Here is a 16,126-nt window from a genome sequence, read left to right as displayed (position 1 = left end):
AAGGAAACACGACCATGACCGACATCACCTACCGCACAGCCACCGTCGAAGGCATCAAGGTGTTCTATCGCGAGGCGGGCTCGCAAACCGCGCCGAAGCTCCTGCTGCTGCACGGCTTCCCGACCTCCAGCCATATGTTCCGCGATCTGATCCCGCTGCTTGCCGATCGGTTCCATATCATCGCCCCCGACCTGCCGGGCTTCGGCCAGTCGGACGATCCCTTGGTCAACAGCTTTGACAGCATTGCCGACACGATCGACCGTTTTACTGAGATCGTCGGCTTCGATCGCTATGCAGTGTATGTTTTTGACTACGGTGCACCGACCGGCTTCCGCCTTGCAGTGAAGCATCCCGAGCGGATCACGGCTATCATCTCGCAGAACGGTAACGCCTATCAGGAAGGTCTTAGCGAAGGCTGGAACCCGATCCAAGCCTATTGGCGGGATGCAACGGAAGAAAACCGCAATGCCTTGAAGGCGTTTCTCGGACCGCAAACGACCGTCTGGCAGTACACGCATGGCGTTTCCGACGCAACCAAGGTTTCGCCTGACGGATATTCGCTCGACAACTTCTACCTTTCGCGGCCGGGCGCTGAAACGGTGCAGCTCGATCTCATGGGTGACTACAAGAGCAACGTGGCACTCTACCCAACCTTCCAGGATTATTTCCGCACCCACAAGCCGCGCTTCCTGGCCGTCTGGGGCAAGAACGATCCCTTCTTTCTGCCGCCGGGTGCAGAAGCTTTTCGTCGGGATATTCCCGACGCGGTGATCAGGTTCTTTGATACCGGCCATTTCGCGCTGGAGACCCATGCTCCTGAGATTGCCGATGCAATCGGCGATTTCCTCGGCTGACATCAGAGACTTAACAATAGGTTTTGACCAGGAGAGACACCATGTCCGATAAAGTCGCCATCGTTACCGGTGCCAGCCAGGGCATCGGCCGGGCAACGGCCGTTCGCCTCGCAAAGGATTTTGCGAAGCTCGTGCTGGTCGCCCGCAACAAGGCCAATCTCGCGGAGACGGCCAAGATCGCCGAGGCACTTGGCGCCGAAACGCTCGTCATTAATTCCGATCTGGCCGAGCCTGCAGCCGCACAGGCAGTGGTGGATCAGACGCTTGCCGCGTTCGGCCGGATTGACGCGCTGCTCAACATCGCCGGCGCGGTGCCGCAAATCGATGTGTTCGATATGACCGACAGGCAGTGGGATGACGGCTTGGCGCTAAAGCTGCATGGGGCACGGCGGCTAACCATTGCCGCCTGGCCGGCTCTGAAATCAGCGAAAGGTTCGGTCGTGTTGATGTCCGGTAATTCGGCGGTTTTTCCCAAGGCATCCTATGCGGCGGTCGGCACGATCAATGCCGCGATTGTGGCGCTTGCCAAAGCCTTCTCGGACCGGGGCATAGAGGATGACGTGCAGGTCAACAGCGTACTTCCTGGACCGGTTATGACCGGTCGACGCCGGAGCTACCTGGAACACTGGGCGCCGTCGCACGACATGACGGTCGAAGAGGCGACCGCAAAATTTCCCAAGGAAGCCGGCATTGCCCGCTACGGCGAACCGGAAGAAATCGCCGAGCTGATGGCCTTCCTTGTCTCGCCCGCCGCACGCTGGATGACCGGCACGACACTACGGATGGATGGAGGCGAGGTGAAGTCAGTCTGATTATCCTAAGGCGTGGTGCAGGGCATAGCTGTCGATAAACAGGTGTCCGGTTGTGACGCGCTCATTTTCGCTCGCGGTCTGCTGAACGCGATGCGGTACGCCATTGCGCGGGCGTCATGCCAAGATGCTGTTTGAACACACGTTGAAAAGCCGCCTCGGAGCGGTAGCCCACGACCTCCGCGATGGCGGCGGTAGAGTTGGTCGTTTTCTTCAGCTCATTGGCCGCCACACTCATGCGGATATCGAGGAGGAGGTCGTCGGCGGATCTACCGAGATTGCGCTGAAACTGGCGCGCCAGCGTTGCTCTGGACATATGACAGAGGTCGGCAAGTTTGGGGAGCGTCCACCGATACCCCGGATCGAGGAACATCGCAGTGAGTGCTGGAGCAAGCCTATGATGACCCGCCAGAGCCGGCAATCCGGGAGGACCGTCATCTGACTCGCTGGCCATCCGCAAAGCCAGCGTGAATAGGGCCGCAGAGAGTGCATTAAGCATCGCGTGACCGCCGAGGCGCTCGTTGCTTGTCTCCACTCGCATAAGCATCAACAGGCCCGTCAATTGGTCGCGCGTGGAACTCTGCGGCAGTGTGGGGGAGGATGAGGATGGCGTCGCGCGCACGATCAGACGGGAACTTAGATACCGGCCCAACAGCCGGTCATGGGGAGGTGCCAGGACGAAGCGTCCGCACAGCATATCCAGTCGCTCGCCGGATCCTGCGTTCTCGCTGATCGTCAGGTTTACGCCGACGCGCTGGGTCGCCGGGGTTGGGTGGACGCCGCTACCATCATGCAAGAGATGCGGAGCGCCAGTGGGGACGAGCAGGATGTCGCCTGCCGAAAGGCGCTGCGGCACACCGCCATCCGCGTCGTTCACGAAAGCGACGCCGCTCAGGATCACATGATAGACGATGTCGCTGACGGGGCCCTGGCCATACACCACCTGCCAGGGTGCGCCATAGAGGCAGCGCAATTCCAATCGGCCGCTGACGGTCATCAGTTCAAGAAGACGGCTGAGCCAATCGATGGGCTGGGACATGCGAGGCCTAAATGAGACGAAAGAGCATAATATTGAGCAAAATCGACATTAACGAACTCGCGCTTGGTTCATAAACTCATTTCTCTATCGATTGGCCATTCTGCACAAGGCGCAGAGCGAAGCCGCAGGGCAACACAAGAACAGGAGGAACGTTATGTCCGACATTGAGCATTTCGACACACTAATACTCGGCAGCGGCCAGGGCGGTAAGCTTCTGGCCTGGCATCTCGCACGCTCGGGCCAGCGGGTCGCGGTCGTGGAGCGGCGCTGGGTCGGCGGGGCCTGCCCAGCTGTTGCGTGTCTGCCTAGCAAGAATGAATTGTGGAGCGCCCGTGTCGCTCACACGGTTCAGCACGCAGCGCAATTCGGGACGATGACCGGCCCGGTTAAAACCGATATGGCGAAAGTGCGTGGGCGAAAGCAGGAGATGGTCGATCGTGAGATCGCCTTTCATCTCGGCGCCTATAAGGAAAGCGGCGCCGAGCTGATCATGGGCGAAGGTCGCTTTGTTGCAACCAACACGATCGAAGTTCAGTTGAATGATGGCGGTAGCCGGCGGCTATCGGGCGAAAAGGTCGTGGTCAATGTCGGTAGCCACGCGGCCATTCCCGAAATTCCCGGCCTCGAAGCCGCGCGTGCATTGACGCATATCGAGGCCCTGGAGCTCGATTACCTACCGTCCCACTTGATCGTGCTCGGCGGCGGCTATGTCGGCATTGAGATGGCGCAGGCCTACCGCCGGTTTGGCAGTCGGGTCACCATTATCGAGCCGGGTGCTCGTTTGATGGGTCGGGAAGACCGCGACGTGGCGGACGAAATGCAGCGAATCCTCGCTGCCGAGGGTATCGAGATTTTATTCGGCGCTCAGCCTGTACTCGTTCAGGGACTGTCCGGCGATGCCGTCACTGTTACGATCCGGACAGCAACCGGCGAGCAGGCCTTGGGCGGCAGTGATCTCCTGGTTGCGGTCGGCCGCATTGCCAATACCGCGGGCATCGGCTTGGAGACAACCGGCGTCGAACTCGATGCTCGCGGCTTTATCCAAGTCAATGAGCGGCTTGAAACGACGGCGGCCGGCATATGGGCGATCGGCGAATGCGCCGGCAGTCCGCAGTTTACCCATGTTTCGGTCGATGATTTCCGGATTGTCCGCGACAACTTGGCCGGCGGCAATCGCCGGACAGACGATCGCCAGGTTCCGTATGTGATGTTCACCGATCCGCCGCTTGCCCGCGTCGGTCTGAGCGAGGGCGAGGCGCAACGCCAAGGGATTGCATTTCGTCTTGCTACCCTGCCGATGAGCAACGTGCTCCGGACCGAGGCCACCGACGAAACGCAGGGCTTCATGAAGGTTCTCGTGGCCGCAGACGATGATAGTATCCTTGGGTTCACCATGATCGGCTCGGAGGCAGGAGAGGTGATGGCCGTGGTGCAGACCGCTATGCTTGCGAGCCTTCCCTATCAAAAGCTCCGCGACGCCGTCATTGTTCACTTGACGATTGCAGAGGGCCTCGGACCGCTGTTTGCAAATGTGCCGCCCCGGTCGTGAGGCCAAAGGCTGTAAGCTCTATGATGCTTGGTTGCAGGAGACGGCGACCAAGCCAATTCTTTGCAGACTGCGGTCCGGCGGAAGTCGGGTTGCGGTCATCCGTGTGACAGATGGTGATCCGAACTTCTGGAGAATACTTGCTGCCATCTCATCCGGGAAGTTCAGGGTGGCGAATAGTTGAACCGCTGCTGCCGAGGGAGCGGGGCCGCAAGTCTCGCCCATCGCATGACAACCGTCGCTTTTTGAACGGGATGCTTCACGTCTTGCGCGTTGGCTGTCCATGGCGCGATATGCATGAGCGATACGGTAAATGGAATTCGATTTATGTTCGTTTCCGCCGCTGGGCTGAACAAGGAATATGGGACGCTCTGTTGGAGACACTGGTAGAGTTGGGGCTGACCGACGACTGGCAGCATATGATCGACAGCACTACGGTTCGCGGCCACTCGCAGGCTGCGGGCGCTAAAGGGGGACTTATCAGGAGGCTTTTGGTCGATCACGCGGCGGCTTTACGACGAAAATCCACGCCCGCGCAGACGGTCAGGGACGCCCTCTCGGCTTCATCCTGACAGGCGGCGACGCTTCGGACTACAACGCCGTTCCGGACCTGCTGGCGATACCGGTTGGCAAGCCGAGGCTGCTTCTTGCCGACAAAGGCTACGACGGTGATTTCCTGCGTGAAGAGCTGCTGATCCACGGGATCAGGCCGGTCATTCCGCCGAAAGCAAACCGGAAGAACCCGCCTGCCTGCGACTTCCGAGCATACAAGGATCGAAACCGCATCGAACGGATGTTCAACCGCCTCAAGCAGTTCCGTCGTGTGGCGACCCGATACGACAAGACACGAAAATCCTTCGCAGCATTCCTTGCCCTGGCCGCTGCAAAGATATGGTTGCCATACTTTGTCAACAGGACCTAATTTGGCATCGGGTTTACCAATCACCCGCCGACGCGGCGCCCTGGCGCGTGATTTCCTGAAACTGTGGCATGACTTTAAACTAAGGCAGCTCATCGATTTCGCCGTGCCGCACGTCGCGAAGCGCTGGCTGTTCGGCGAATTATCGATCTCGTCCTGAGAACAAGGGACCCAATTTAAAGCGCTCGCTCTATACAAGCGAACTGCCCGCCATCACAAAATGACAGAGATGGCGGGCTAGGTTAGCCGTGACTTGGCAAATGCAGATCAGAACTGTGTCAAACCACCATCGACCACCAGCTCCGCACCGGTTGTGTATGACGAGTCTGCGGACGCCAGGAAGAGAACGGCCTTCGCAAGTTCCGCGGCTTCACCGAAGCGCTTGAGACCGATCTTCTGCGTGATGCTGGCAGCGACTTCCGAAAGGACGGAATCAGGCAAGCCGATCTTGCCGTAGAACGGCGTAGCGATCGCGCCGGGGCTGACAGCATTCACACGGATACCACGAGGTGCCAGCTCTGCGCCCAGGGTGCGGACCAGTGAGCGGGTTGCAGCCTTGGTGGCGGCGAGGATCGAGAGGCCGGGATAACCGATCGTGTTCAGGAACGAGGTGGTGACGATGATACTACCACCGTCAGCGATGATCGGCGCCGTCTTCTGGATTGTGAAGAACGTTCCAGTGAAGTTGAGCGCGATGTTCTCGGCGACATATTCTTCGGTTGCCGCTTCGAGCGGTGGTAGCACCGGCATTGGCGAACACGACATCGATGCGACCAAACTTCGTGCGGGTTCCCGAGACTTCTACAGATGAACGCTTGAATAGCCCGCCGGATCCTCGTTTCCCATGAACACATGAGTGAAACTGAATGGCCGTCGGTTCGAAACCTTTCAAGGCCGATACGACCGGCAGGGCACATACAGATGCGGGCTTGGTTTGCATCTGTATGGGTGATGTGGATCAGCCATTCATCCGACCGGCTATGCAGCTTCCCAAACCTGATTGAGGATTTTCGCCGCAAGTGCCGCCTTGTCCTGCGGTAGGAAGCGACCGTAGTGCGGCTGAACGACGTCCGGTGTGTCCTGAATGGCATAACTGGCCTGCTCGTGTGACCCGGTCTGCTTAAGGATATGCGTTGCTAGAATATCTCTAAGGTTATGCGGTCCGTGCGGCAGCAGGCCCCTTATGGCGCCGCGGTCGGTGTAGGGGTTGTAGATCCCATAACGCTGGATGACGGTTCGCCAAGCTTCATAGAATTTGGTGGAATCGTATGCTGCGTCCAGACTGGTTGTCTTTACTGGTTTGACGAATAGGGTGCCGGGATCTTTTGCCGAACTAAGCAGTACACCGCGATGGCGATCGATATAGGCCTCAAGGTATTTGTAGAGGTCGAGCAGGTCCGGGAGGATCAGACGGAACGGCTTTTGCCCGAAGAAGGATGAGGCCGAGTTCTTGAAGGCGATCGATGGGATGAGGACCTCCCATCCATTCTCTCGATCGCTCCAGCGCAGTTCTCCACATTTCATGTCTTCCAGCCGTCGCTCTGATGTTGGAAAATGCTCGCGCGGGCACAGGCGAAGCTGTCGAAGGTTCTTTTGCCGAAGTCCCAGATGCAGGCCGAGTCGAAGCAGCAGGAAGGATCGGACGGCCTCCGCCGCCGGCCGGGGATAGCGGTGTTCGTCCGGCATGCGTGTCAGGATCTGGTCGGTGATCTTGCGATATTCGGCAAGCGGGCTGTCCGCCTCAAGGATCACCATGATCGGCTCGAACGGGTCGCGATGGACGCGCATGACTCGCTGGATCTCCTTCGAGCGATTGGCGGCATGCCGGTGGAATGCATCGCATGCGCCGTGCCAGTCGCGCGCCGCAAACTCGATCTCCTCCGGCGCGATCATCCCTTCGATTGGCTGAACCTTCTTCAAAAGCTCCGGATGCTGACGTATCCATCCGACTTCAGCACGGGTCAGCGCCATTGCCACCATCAACATGTCTTCTTCCCATTTGGTATAAAAGCCACGCCGCTGCTCGCGCCATTGCAGGTACCAATCCCAGGCGCCTGGGAAGATCAGCAGGCCAAAGGTCAGTTGGCTGAGGGGCACGCCGCGCCCTTTGACGACGCCGGCAGGCGAGGCGGCGAGCGCGCCGAACATGAGGCCGAGATGCTCGACCTTCTGAGACGCGGTTTCCTCTCCCCAAACTCCATTTCGTTGGAAGCCGATCGCTGTCAGCGTCGATGTCTTGAAGCGGATCAGATCGGCCATCTCCATCGCCAGCCGTGGTGGCGCATCGACGACGCCTGATAGGAGATCCGGATCTTCAAAGGTTTCTGAATTGTGGCCCGTGCTGTCTGGATTGATTTGCGATCGTGGGGACAGAGCTCCTCCGCCATAGGTGACCCCTGGAAACCGAATTGCATAACGCTGTTTGGTCGCCGCCGCTTGGTAGCGGCGATAGTCTGTTGAGCCGGAAATGATGACCTTACGCACCCATTCGATGATTTCTTCCCGCTTGGAGAACTGCAAGTTGCTGAAATCGTCCGGCAGATGCCATGCAAGCCGTCGACGTTCCGCAGCACCGATGTCTCCCATATCGTGGCCATAAAGTGAGCGGGATTGATGCGGCAACTTCGCCTTGAAATAGCCTTGCGCCAGCCGATAACGCCGTTCGATGCGGGACAGGATCTCGAAGCTCGTCAGAGATCGCGGCACGCGCTCACCCTGAACCCATGACAGCAGCGTCTTTTCGTCGAAGGTCTCACCCAGGCGAACGACGGCGCGATACAGTTGCCAGTAGCTCTCGCCAAACCGGCGCATTTGATAAAAGAGCGCATCGTAAAAGCTGGCCGGGTCATCGGTCGCCTCGAACAATGGCTCAGGAAAGGGACTGATCGGCTTCGGTCTTGGCCCTCTGGGCACCGACGAAGATTGAACAGGGGGTGTGTCGGAGAGGATCTGTCGTGGTTTGGAGCACGTCGCAGTTTCCAGCTTGCGCCGAACAGCATTGTTCGATTTCACACGCTGTCTTGTGGACCGTCTGTCCTCAGCGGCAGGCGGCTCTCCGAGCCAGCGGATAATCGCGTCCAGGCCCGGACGGAGCGCCTTCTTCAACTCAGCCGTCAATTCGGCTTCAATCCCGCATGCCTGGCCAATGACCGTCCAGTCGATGCGGCCGTTCACGATCGGGGGCGTTTGGCGGTGGACGATGAGACGTATGAGATAGGGCCGAATGCATTCCAGCATCCGCTTCGAGGCGATTGGCGCAATGCGCACTTCGCAGAAATCAGAGATTTTCTGTTGGAAGTGATGAGATGAAAGATCGTGTTTTGCCATTTCCCTTATTCCATTTCTCTCGGCAACGGTGCCGAGGGCAGGCGGGAATAGGAGCGGACATTTAACAAATGGTTTTGCCGCAGCTGCGAGCATTTGGGGCCAAGCTTAGTCCCCAGATTTCAAATGAAGCATCAAGAGCCTCATGCTAAAGGTTGCAGATGGGATTCGGGGTTTTCATTCACCGGTCAGATTCGATTTACGACGACAGCCCGGCGGAACAATATCAGTTTCCGGGCCAGTATCTCGGTCGTGTCCAGGCATGCGTCGGCGACTGGATCGTGTACTATGAGCCTCGGAAGGTCGCAGCGACCCGCGGCTATTTTGCTGTCGCCAAGGTTGAACGGGTAATTGCTGATCCGAAGGCGCCCGGCATGTATCTGGCGCTGATTGAACACGGTAGCTATCTCGACTTCATCAATCCCGTTCCGTTCAGCGGACCAGACGGTGTCATAGAGCGAGGCGTGCTGAATGAAGAGGGCCGCATTTCCGGCAGGGCACAGGCCGCAGTCCGGCCGATATCCGCAGCAGATTTCAACCGCATCGTATCTATAGGCATAGACGAGCACGAGCCTGAACTGCCTCGGCTGGATGAGCCGAGGGCGACGCCCGCGATCGACGGATTTGCGGATGAAGCTCAAGCGCCGTTCATGTTCGAGCAAGAGCGCGACCGGGTCACGCAACTCTCGTCGCGAATCGTTCGAAATCGGCTGTTTCGCCGGCTCGTTCTTCACGTTTATGACAAACGATGCGCCATCACGGGATTGAAGCTCATCAACGGTGGTGGCCGGGCGGAGGTCGACGCCGCACATATTCGGCCGGTGGAAGCGAGCGGGCCTGACATTCTTTCCAACGGAATTGCGCTTTCGGGCACCGCACACTGGATGTTTGACCGCGGTCTGATTGGCCTTTCGGACGATCTTGATATCCTGATATCGCGTCAGGCGAATGATCCTGACAGCATTCAAGGACTCCTCAACAAGACCGGGAAGGCGATCGTGCCTGGCCGGGTCTTCGAGCGGCCACATCCCCAGTTCCTGAAATGGCACCGTGAGAACTGCTTCAAGCAGTGAGCACTAGGGTAGTGTTGCGCTGTAGTAGTTTCATCCTGAGCGGGTCTATTTCGGTCCGTTGGCGCCAATAATCATAAAATCATCCCGATCGGTTCTTTTTACTTCCCTTCATGCCGTCTGATGATATAATCATCCCGATAGGGGTGATTATGGAAAAGATCAAAGATACGAAAAGCCTCGGCATGCTGATCCGTCAGGAGCGCAAACAACAAGGTTTAACCCAGGAGCAACTCGCCGGGGTGATTGGTGTGGGCGTACGTTTTCTGCGTGAACTCGAGGCCGGCAAAGAGAGCTGCCAGATTGGCCGTGCGATGCAAGTCTTGGCCGGTCTTGGCCTTAGTGTTTCGGTCGGGCGTCGCCAGAGTTTGCGATCATGACCCGGGTATTAGACGTCTATTTTCGCGACGCCAAGGCCGGCGTGTTAGCCCGACTTGACGATGGCCTGCTCACCTTCACCTATGACAACGTGTACCTCTTGGACCAGCGGTCGCGGGCGATCTCGTTCTCGATGCCCCTGCAAGAAAAGCCATTTGGTGATCAGGTGGTGCGCCCGTTTTTCTCGGGGCTCTTGCCGGACGAAGGCGCGCGGCAACGCCTAGCCGGCGCGCTGGGCCTTTCGGCAGGCAACGCCTTCGGGCTACTCGAAATTATCGGGGGCGAATGCGCAGGTGCCTTGTCACTATATCCCACCGGCACGGCGCCCCAACCTCCCGGCCAGTCCCAAGCCGAAATTCTCACTTCGGAACGTCTGGATGAAATTCTTAGCAGGCTGCGGACCCGGCCTTTGCTTGGTGGAGACGAGGGCATTCGCCTATCGCTCGCCGGCGCGCAGGATAAACTGGCGGTCGTTGTCGATGGAGATTCCATTGCCTTGGCGAGAGATGGTCGACCAACGACCCATATCTTGAAACCGGTCATCCAGGCGCTGGAAGGCACAGTGGAGAACGAGTATTTTTGTATGCGGCTGGCTGCCCGCCTCAAGCTGCCGGTACCCCATGTCGAGATACGCCTAGACGGGGCGACTGCCTTTCTCCTGGTTGAACGGTATGATCGGACGAAGGCTGCAGACGGCATCATTGAGCGCCTACACCAGGAAGATTTTTGCCAGGCCCTTAGCGTACCGCCGGAGCTGAAGTATGAGGCCGAGGGCGGACCGGGAACAGAACGGGCTCTCGGGCTGATCGACCAGGCCTGCGCTAGACCTGTCGCGGATCGGTTACAGTTCATCCGCATGCTGATCTTCCACTATCTCGTCGGCAACGCCGATGCCCACGGCAAGAACTACGCCCTGCTTTACGGCTCTGATGAACCGGATCTGGCACCGATCTACGATGTCGTTTGCACGGCCGTTTATCCCCGCTTGTCAAAGAGGCTCGCCATGAAGATTGGCGGCCGCGATGTGCCCGACACGATCCAGCTGAAGCATTGGACGACACTTGTGCCCGAAACCAAATCTTCTCAGCGCATCCTTGTTCGCGACCTTGCCCAAATGGCGGAAAGGATTGTGAGCGAGGCTGATGTCCTTGTTGCAGACTTGGCAGACGAGGGGATCAATCATCCCATCCTGAGCGCAATTAGCAAGGTCATCTCAAGCAGGGCTGGTTCATTGCAGCGAGTCACGGAGCAGGTGTCTTAAGTAGTTAAGTGGTCCCGGATATCCAGCGCTTTGTCCTTCGCTCACTGGGTCGATGGTTCGAATCCTGTCAAGGCGAAGCACGAGCGCCCGTTGCACGAAGCGCCGCCCCGCTACGAGCAGATAGACTTACGAGAAGTTCTCCAACACCGCTAGAAACGTATGTCGATCGCCCTGGCCCTCCGTGAGGCGTACGCGCCCTTCAATGTCCGCGAGATGATGGTCCATCAAGTCCTGTGCCTTGGCGAGGTCTTTTGCCTTCAGCGCCGCCACGATCATGCGGTGGTGGTCGGCACCACAGTCGTCCTTGCGGTCTTCTTCGTAGAGCGACATGACGAGCGACAGGCGCGCGACGATCTTGGACAGCATTTCCGTCAGCACCGGATTGCCGGCGAGATCGGCGAGCACGATGTGGAATTTCCCCGAGAGCACCGTCTTCGACTTCTCGTCACCGTGTTGGTGGATATGCTCTTCCTCGTCCGTCAGGCGCTCCAGCGCATCGAGCTGCTCGCGTGTGGCGCGTGAGATGACGAGCTCAAGCAAGAGTCGTTCCAGCTTGCGCCGTGCCTCGAAGAGGCTCTTGGCCTGGTCGATGGTCGGCTCTGCGACGAATGTCCCGCGGTTGCGCTTGCGTTCCAGCAGGTGATCGCTTTCCAGCACACCTAGTGCGCCGCGAACGACGGTGCGGCTCACCCCGAAATGTTCCGCGATCGCCTCCTCGAGGATCTTCGTCCCCGGCTTCAGCGCGCCTTCACCAATTGCTGCGGCTAGCGTGTTGCGAATGCGCTCCGAGACATCGTCATTGTCCGAAGTATCCACCGCGCCGTTCGCGGTCGCGGGTGATTTCGGGCTCTGGCGGCGCGTTCTCTTCATCGTTCTTCTCCAGGCTCTGCCGCGGCATCCGGCGGGAGCCGGAAGCCGTGAGATATGCGATATCGGTGCACCGTAATATTTTCTATAAGAATGTTTGTGCGCAACTCGATATTCCACCAAAAGCTGGTGATATCAGGCGGCTGAAACCGCCAGATTTCATGCAGTCAGGCCGCCTTCTTGTTTGCGGCTGGTGAGCTAAGAGGGATGCCCTTGTCCTTGCAGATCGCCTCGATGTGAGCCGCCGACTGTCTGATGAAGGCGATTGCCTCGTTGAAGCCGTAGGACTGGTGCTCGTAGGTGGGATAGCCATACTGGCTGGCCTCGTAAGCCTCCCAGTCCGGAATGTCGCCGGACGCTACGCGTGTCTCGTAGGCGTCGACGAGCGCCTTATAGGCGTCAAGTTCCTCCACGTTGAGATCGGGATGACCGGCGCGCCAGATCGGATCGTCGATTTCGATGCACTGGCGTGGATTGGCCTTGCGCGGCTTGTCAGCGACGGAGGCTGCGACCTCCAGCGAGAGGTTCAGCGCGGGATTTGCGTCGGCGAGGATCGGCAGGATGGTCGCGAAATCGACGATGCCACCGCCGACCGGGCGGGTCTGGAAGTCGAGGCCACCGGGCGCGCGGCCGACATAGGCATCCTTGATATGCGTCTGGCGGACATAAGGGGCGAGGCGCTTGGCTGCAAAGACCGGATGCTCAGCCCGCTGCAGGCCATTGGCGGTGTCGAAGACAGCGCCGACGCAATCCGGACCGACTTTTTCGATCAGCGCTAAGATCTCGAAGGAGGTGATCTCGTCATGGGTCTCGATGTTCAGATGCGCGCCATGCGCGCGAGCAACCGCCGCGAGCTTCTGCAGAACCTTCTCTATGCCGATCAACTGGTCTTCCCAGGTAATGTCAGTGCGGAGATCATCACGCATCTCGCCTTCTATTCCGGCTGGGCAAACGCCACCGCGGCGGTCGCCATCGCCAAGGACGTCTTCGGCGCACGCGGGATCGGAGCGGACCAGATTCCAGAAGCAAGCCCAACGCCACTTCCGCTTGATGAACAGGCAGACGCACAACGCGCTTCCGGCGTCGCCCAGAACGTCGGACCGGTCTCGCAGGGCGTCGTCGACTATACCAACGGCGTTCTGTTCAGGGATCTCTGGCTTCGTCCGGGGCTTGCACCGCGCGACCGCAGCATGGTCACCGTGACGGCCCTTGTCGCGTCTGGCCAGGTCGCGCAGATCACCTATCATCTCGGACGCGCCATGAATGCCGGACTGACGAAGGATCAGGCCTCCGAAGTGCTGACCCAACTGACCTTCTATGCCGGGTGGCCGAACGTCATGTCCGCGGTTCCCGTCGTCAAGGACGTCTTCGAAAAGCGCCCGAGCTGATCGCGCTCGTGGAGGCCCTAGCTGCGCTCTCGCAGGGCGTCCACGACGACGTTGAAGGCCGCGGGCGACTGACGACGGCTGGGATAGACCAGATGGTAGCCCGGATAGGACGGGCACCAGTCGCCGAGGACCTCCACAAGCCTTCCCGCATCGATCTCCGGCTGGGCGAGGCCCTCGGGAATGAACCCCAGGCCGAACCCGTCGATCGCCATGTTGCGGATTTGCGTGATGCCGTTACAAGTCATCTGGCCATCGACCCTTACCCGAAGCTCCTGCCCGTCCTTCTCAAACTCCCAGGCATAAAGCCCGCCCTTCGTCGGGAGTCTGAGATTGATGCAATTGTGGTGGGTCAGGTCCTGCGGCACGACGGGCGCCGGGTTGCGAGCGAGATAGTCCGGAGAACCGATGACGATCATCCGCTGGTCGGGGCTGATCCGAACGGCGATCATTCCCTGTGTCACGATTTCGCCGAGACGGACGCCGGCGTCGAAACGCTCCGCGACGATGTCGGCGAGACCGTAGTCGATGACGAACTCGACCTTGATGTCTGGGTAGTCGTGCAGCACCCTGCGAAGCTTTGGCCATAGGACATGGTCGATCGCAAAATCCTCGGACACCAGCATCCGAAACGATCCTCCTGGTCGATGCCGATCCTCTACAGCGCTCGACAGTTGGTCAATATCTCAGGGACTGCGGATACCGGGTCATTGAAGCGACTGATGCCGCAGAGGCAATCACTGCTCTGTCCCATCAGGATATCGAGATTTTGGTGACAGACATAGCTTTGCGGGATGAGTCCGGGTTCCAGCTTTCCGCAAAGGCCAGGGAAATCCGACCGGATATCAAAGTGGTGGTGACACACTCGGCCGAGCGAACCGCCAAGATCGCCGGCGACCTTTGCGAAGATGGTCCGCTCGACCACCCGTACCATCCCCAGCAGCTTGTCGACCGCATCAAGCGATTGCGACGATCGTGACGGCGCAACTGCCATTGCGTCAGATCGGCTAATGAACGTGGTCGTGGTCGCTCCATTCGGTGTCGAGCGGCGCGGCGATCATGCAGTGTACGCCCAAAACATCGTAGTTGAGGTCGACCTGGCCCCGTAGATGGCCAGATGACAGTGCTTCGATCAACCGGGATCCGAAGCCTTTACGGGTCGGAGGCTCGACCTGTGGCCCCCCGGTTTCTTTCCACAACAGAGTGAGTAGCGGTTCGGTGGCGGAGACGTTCCATGACACTGTCACCTTTCCGGAGCTCACTGCCAAGGCACCATATTTCGCGGCATTCGTGGCAAGCTCGTGCAATATCAGCGTGAGGGCGACCACTGCCTTGGACGAGACGTCGACATCGGGCCCGCTAATCTCGAACTGTTCGGGGGGATAGGGGGACAGCGCCTCGGTAACCGCCGCGCGAAGGCTGGCGGCCTGCCATCTTCCTCGCGTCAGCAGGTCGTGCGCTCTGGCCAGGCTTTGCAAGCGGGCGTGGAAGGCTGTCCTTGCTGGTTCGATGTCCGACACGCCGGCAAACGTCTGACGGGCGATCGCGGCGACCGTAGCAAGGACATTCTTCACACGATGGTTAAGCTCACCGATCAGGAGGTCCTGAACGCGCTCAGCTTCTTTTCGGGCTGTAATATCGCGGGCAATTTTTGAAGCCCCGACGATCCTGCCATCTGCGTCATAGATTGGTGAAACAGTCAAAGAAACGTCCAGGAGCCGTCCGCTGCGATGCCGCCGGACGGTCTCGTGGGTTTCCACCCGCTCCCCCGCCTTGATGCGGGCTATGATGCGAGCCTCCTCGTCGATGCGGTCGTCTGGAACCAGGAGGGTAACAGACCTCCCCACGATTTCTTCGGCGCAAAATCCATAGAGCTTTTTGGCGCCACTGTTCCAATCGGTAACCGTCATGGCGAGGTCAATACCGAGGATCGCATCTTCCGACGAGGCGATGATTGATGCCAGGCGTTTTAGTTTTGCCTCGTAGCCAACCCGTTCCGTGGTTTCATTAACGATGCAGAGCACGGCGAGCACCTGACCGTGTTCATCGGAAACGGGCGAATAGGAAATGTCGAAGTAGACTGTTTCCGGTCGCCCGTGCCGTTCGATATAGAAGGGCCTGTCCTTGGCAACGATTGTTTCGCCGCCTTCCCGAACCCTCAGCAGAAGTGGCGCCAGGTCGTCCCAAAGTTCAGCCCAGTTTTCTTTCGCCGGCCTCCCTAAGGCTCTCGGGTGCTTGTTCCCGATCGATGGGGCATATGCGTCATTATAAATGGCGGTGAAGTCATCCCCGCAAAACATCACGATCTGCGCACCCGACGGAATTACGATGTTAACCGCACACTTCAATTGGGGCGGCCACGACGATATCGGTCCAAGGCTGGTGTTTGCCCAGTCGTGGTTGCGAATAATGTCAGCCATCGAACCGTGATCGGGGGTGGCCGGATCGTGATTGTGCATTGAAAGCCCTCTCGCCCTCCATTTATTTGAGAGCTTCCGATCAGCAAGTCAACGCATATCACGGCGAAATTTTTCGACAGTTTCGAGCGTAAATCCCATTTGCTACATGGTGTTAGCGCAACAGACCGTCAGGATGACGGATCGGGGATTGGATAACGCTCAAACCTTGGGTTGGATGGAGAACTCGGCTCGCGGACCGTACTGTCCAATAGGGA

Annotated in this window: 17 protein-coding genes; 10 read left to right on the top strand and 7 right to left on the bottom strand. The window is 58.8% G+C overall.

The window, feature by feature from the left end; translation table 11 throughout:
* The first annotated feature begins 14 nt into the window (after positions 1-14).
* Positions 15-854, top strand: a complete 840-nt coding sequence (locus AC1DV9_RS26410) for an alpha/beta fold hydrolase (RefSeq protein ID WP_477950668.1) — start codon at positions 15-17, stop codon at positions 852-854.
* A gap of 41 nt (positions 855-895) precedes the next feature.
* Positions 896-1,666: an SDR family oxidoreductase gene (locus AC1DV9_RS26405; protein WP_477950666.1), complete on the top strand. Its 771-nt coding sequence runs from the start codon at positions 896-898 to the stop codon at positions 1,664-1,666.
* A gap of 61 nt (positions 1,667-1,727) precedes the next feature.
* Here the strand turns inward: AC1DV9_RS26405 and AC1DV9_RS26400 are convergent, their stop codons facing one another.
* Entirely contained in the window at positions 1,728-2,702 is a 975-nt protein-coding gene (locus AC1DV9_RS26400) for an AraC family transcriptional regulator (protein ID WP_477950664.1), read from the bottom strand.
* A 91-nt stretch (positions 2,703-2,793) separates the two neighbouring features.
* On the opposite strand from AC1DV9_RS26400, the gene AC1DV9_RS26395 reads away from it, so the two are divergent.
* The 3 genes from AC1DV9_RS26395 (at position 2,794) to AC1DV9_RS26385 (ending at position 5,327) form a co-directional block, all read left to right on the top strand.
* Positions 2,794-4,251, top strand: a complete 1,458-nt coding sequence (locus AC1DV9_RS26395; RefSeq protein WP_477950662.1) for an FAD-dependent oxidoreductase — start codon at positions 2,794-2,796, stop codon at positions 4,249-4,251.
* A gap of 110 nt (positions 4,252-4,361) precedes the next feature.
* A protein-coding gene (locus AC1DV9_RS26390; RefSeq protein WP_477950661.1) for an IS5 family transposase occupies positions 4,362-5,170 on the top strand; the annotation gives its coding sequence in 2 pieces (ribosomal slippage) (positions 4,362-4,728 and positions 4,728-5,170; 810 coding nt in all).
* Position 5,171: 1 nt separating this feature from the next.
* Positions 5,172-5,327, top strand: coding sequence for a hypothetical protein (locus AC1DV9_RS26385; RefSeq protein WP_477950659.1), 156 nt, complete (start codon positions 5,172-5,174; stop codon positions 5,325-5,327).
* Positions 5,328-5,434: 107 nt separating this feature from the next.
* Here AC1DV9_RS26385 and AC1DV9_RS26380 read toward each other — a convergent pair whose 3' ends face one another.
* Together AC1DV9_RS26380 and AC1DV9_RS26375 are read right to left on the bottom strand one after the other, a co-directional pair.
* Positions 5,435-5,917 (bottom strand): SDR family oxidoreductase, encoded by a 483-nt coding sequence (locus tag AC1DV9_RS26380; protein WP_477950657.1) that lies wholly within the window; start codon positions 5,915-5,917, stop codon positions 5,435-5,437.
* Between the two features lie 228 nt (positions 5,918-6,145).
* Entirely contained in the window at positions 6,146-8,494 is a 2,349-nt protein-coding gene (locus AC1DV9_RS26375) for a hypothetical protein (RefSeq protein ID WP_477950655.1), read from the bottom strand.
* Between the two features lie 158 nt (positions 8,495-8,652).
* Between AC1DV9_RS26375 and AC1DV9_RS26370 the strand changes: the two genes are divergently transcribed.
* From AC1DV9_RS26370 to AC1DV9_RS26360, 3 genes are all read left to right on the top strand, one after another.
* On the top strand, positions 8,653-9,564 hold the full coding sequence (locus tag AC1DV9_RS26370) for an HNH endonuclease (RefSeq protein ID WP_477950653.1): 912 nt from the start codon (positions 8,653-8,655) through the stop codon (positions 9,562-9,564).
* A 149-nt stretch (positions 9,565-9,713) separates the two neighbouring features.
* A complete protein-coding gene (locus AC1DV9_RS26365) occupies positions 9,714-9,941 on the top strand; it encodes a helix-turn-helix transcriptional regulator (protein WP_113152299.1) in 228 nt (75 codons plus the stop codon).
* Complete coding sequence (locus AC1DV9_RS26360; protein ID WP_477950651.1) at positions 9,938-11,200, top strand: HipA domain-containing protein; 1,263 nt, start codon at positions 9,938-9,940, stop codon at positions 11,198-11,200. Before AC1DV9_RS26365 ends, AC1DV9_RS26360 begins: the two co-directional genes overlap by 4 nt.
* A gap of 126 nt (positions 11,201-11,326) precedes the next feature.
* Here the strand turns inward: AC1DV9_RS26360 and AC1DV9_RS26355 are convergent, their stop codons facing one another.
* Positions 11,327-12,070: a GntR family transcriptional regulator gene (locus AC1DV9_RS26355; RefSeq protein WP_477950649.1), complete on the bottom strand. Its 744-nt coding sequence runs from the start codon at positions 12,068-12,070 to the stop codon at positions 11,327-11,329.
* Positions 12,071-12,234: 164 nt separating this feature from the next.
* Entirely contained in the window at positions 12,235-13,314 is a 1,080-nt protein-coding gene (locus tag AC1DV9_RS26350; RefSeq protein WP_477950767.1) for a TIM barrel protein, read from the bottom strand.
* Between AC1DV9_RS26350 and AC1DV9_RS26345 the strand changes: the two genes are divergently transcribed.
* On the top strand, positions 13,207-13,455 hold the full coding sequence (locus AC1DV9_RS26345) for a carboxymuconolactone decarboxylase family protein (protein WP_477950766.1): 249 nt from the start codon (positions 13,207-13,209) through the stop codon (positions 13,453-13,455). The genes AC1DV9_RS26350 and AC1DV9_RS26345 overlap by 108 nt on opposite strands.
* 17 nt (positions 13,456-13,472) lie before the next feature.
* Here the strand turns inward: AC1DV9_RS26345 and AC1DV9_RS26340 are convergent, their stop codons facing one another.
* A complete protein-coding gene (locus tag AC1DV9_RS26340; protein WP_477950647.1) occupies positions 13,473-14,078 on the bottom strand; it encodes a LysR substrate-binding domain-containing protein in 606 nt (201 codons plus the stop codon).
* Between AC1DV9_RS26340 and AC1DV9_RS26335 the strand changes: the two genes are divergently transcribed.
* Positions 14,033-14,431 (top strand): response regulator, encoded by a 399-nt coding sequence (locus tag AC1DV9_RS26335; protein WP_477950645.1) that lies wholly within the window; start codon positions 14,033-14,035, stop codon positions 14,429-14,431. The two genes, AC1DV9_RS26340 and AC1DV9_RS26335, sit on opposite strands and share 46 nt — an antisense overlap.
* A gap of 28 nt (positions 14,432-14,459) precedes the next feature.
* On the opposite strand, the gene AC1DV9_RS26330 is transcribed toward AC1DV9_RS26335, so the two are convergent.
* Positions 14,460-15,911: a sensor histidine kinase gene (locus AC1DV9_RS26330; protein WP_477950643.1), complete on the bottom strand. Its 1,452-nt coding sequence runs from the start codon at positions 15,909-15,911 to the stop codon at positions 14,460-14,462.
* Between the last annotated feature and the right edge of the window lie 215 nt (positions 15,912-16,126).

Source organism: Rhizobium sp. 01L410, assembly GCF_056400165.1.
Note: the sequence above shows the minus strand (reverse complement) of the source record. Positions and strands in the feature narration are given on the sequence as shown.

Coding starts and splice junctions, on each gene's coding strand:
- AC1DV9_RS26410 (WP_477950668.1), top strand. CDS start 15: ATGACCGACATCACCTACCGCACAGCCACCGTCGAAGGCATCAAGGTG.
- AC1DV9_RS26405 (WP_477950666.1), top strand. CDS start 896: ATGTCCGATAAAGTCGCCATCGTTACCGGTGCCAGCCAGGGCATCGGC.
- AC1DV9_RS26400 (WP_477950664.1), bottom strand. CDS start 2,702: ATGTCCCAGCCCATCGATTGGCTCAGCCGTCTTCTTGAACTGATGACC.
- AC1DV9_RS26380 (WP_477950657.1), bottom strand. CDS start 5,917: ATGCCGGTGCTACCACCGCTCGAAGCGGCAACCGAAGAATATGTCGCC.
- AC1DV9_RS26375 (WP_477950655.1), bottom strand. CDS start 8,494: ATGGCAAAACACGATCTTTCATCTCATCACTTCCAACAGAAAATCTCT.
- AC1DV9_RS26370 (WP_477950653.1), top strand. CDS start 8,653: ATGGGATTCGGGGTTTTCATTCACCGGTCAGATTCGATTTACGACGAC.
- AC1DV9_RS26365 (WP_113152299.1), top strand. CDS start 9,714: ATGGAAAAGATCAAAGATACGAAAAGCCTCGGCATGCTGATCCGTCAG.
- AC1DV9_RS26360 (WP_477950651.1), top strand. CDS start 9,938: ATGACCCGGGTATTAGACGTCTATTTTCGCGACGCCAAGGCCGGCGTG.
- AC1DV9_RS26355 (WP_477950649.1), bottom strand. CDS start 12,070: ATGAAGAGAACGCGCCGCCAGAGCCCGAAATCACCCGCGACCGCGAAC.
- AC1DV9_RS26350 (WP_477950767.1), bottom strand. CDS start 13,314: ATGATAGGTGATCTGCGCGACCTGGCCAGACGCGACAAGGGCCGTCAC.
- AC1DV9_RS26340 (WP_477950647.1), bottom strand. CDS start 14,078: ATGCTGGTGTCCGAGGATTTTGCGATCGACCATGTCCTATGGCCAAAG.
- AC1DV9_RS26330 (WP_477950643.1), bottom strand. CDS start 15,911: ATGCACAATCACGATCCGGCCACCCCCGATCACGGTTCGATGGCTGAC.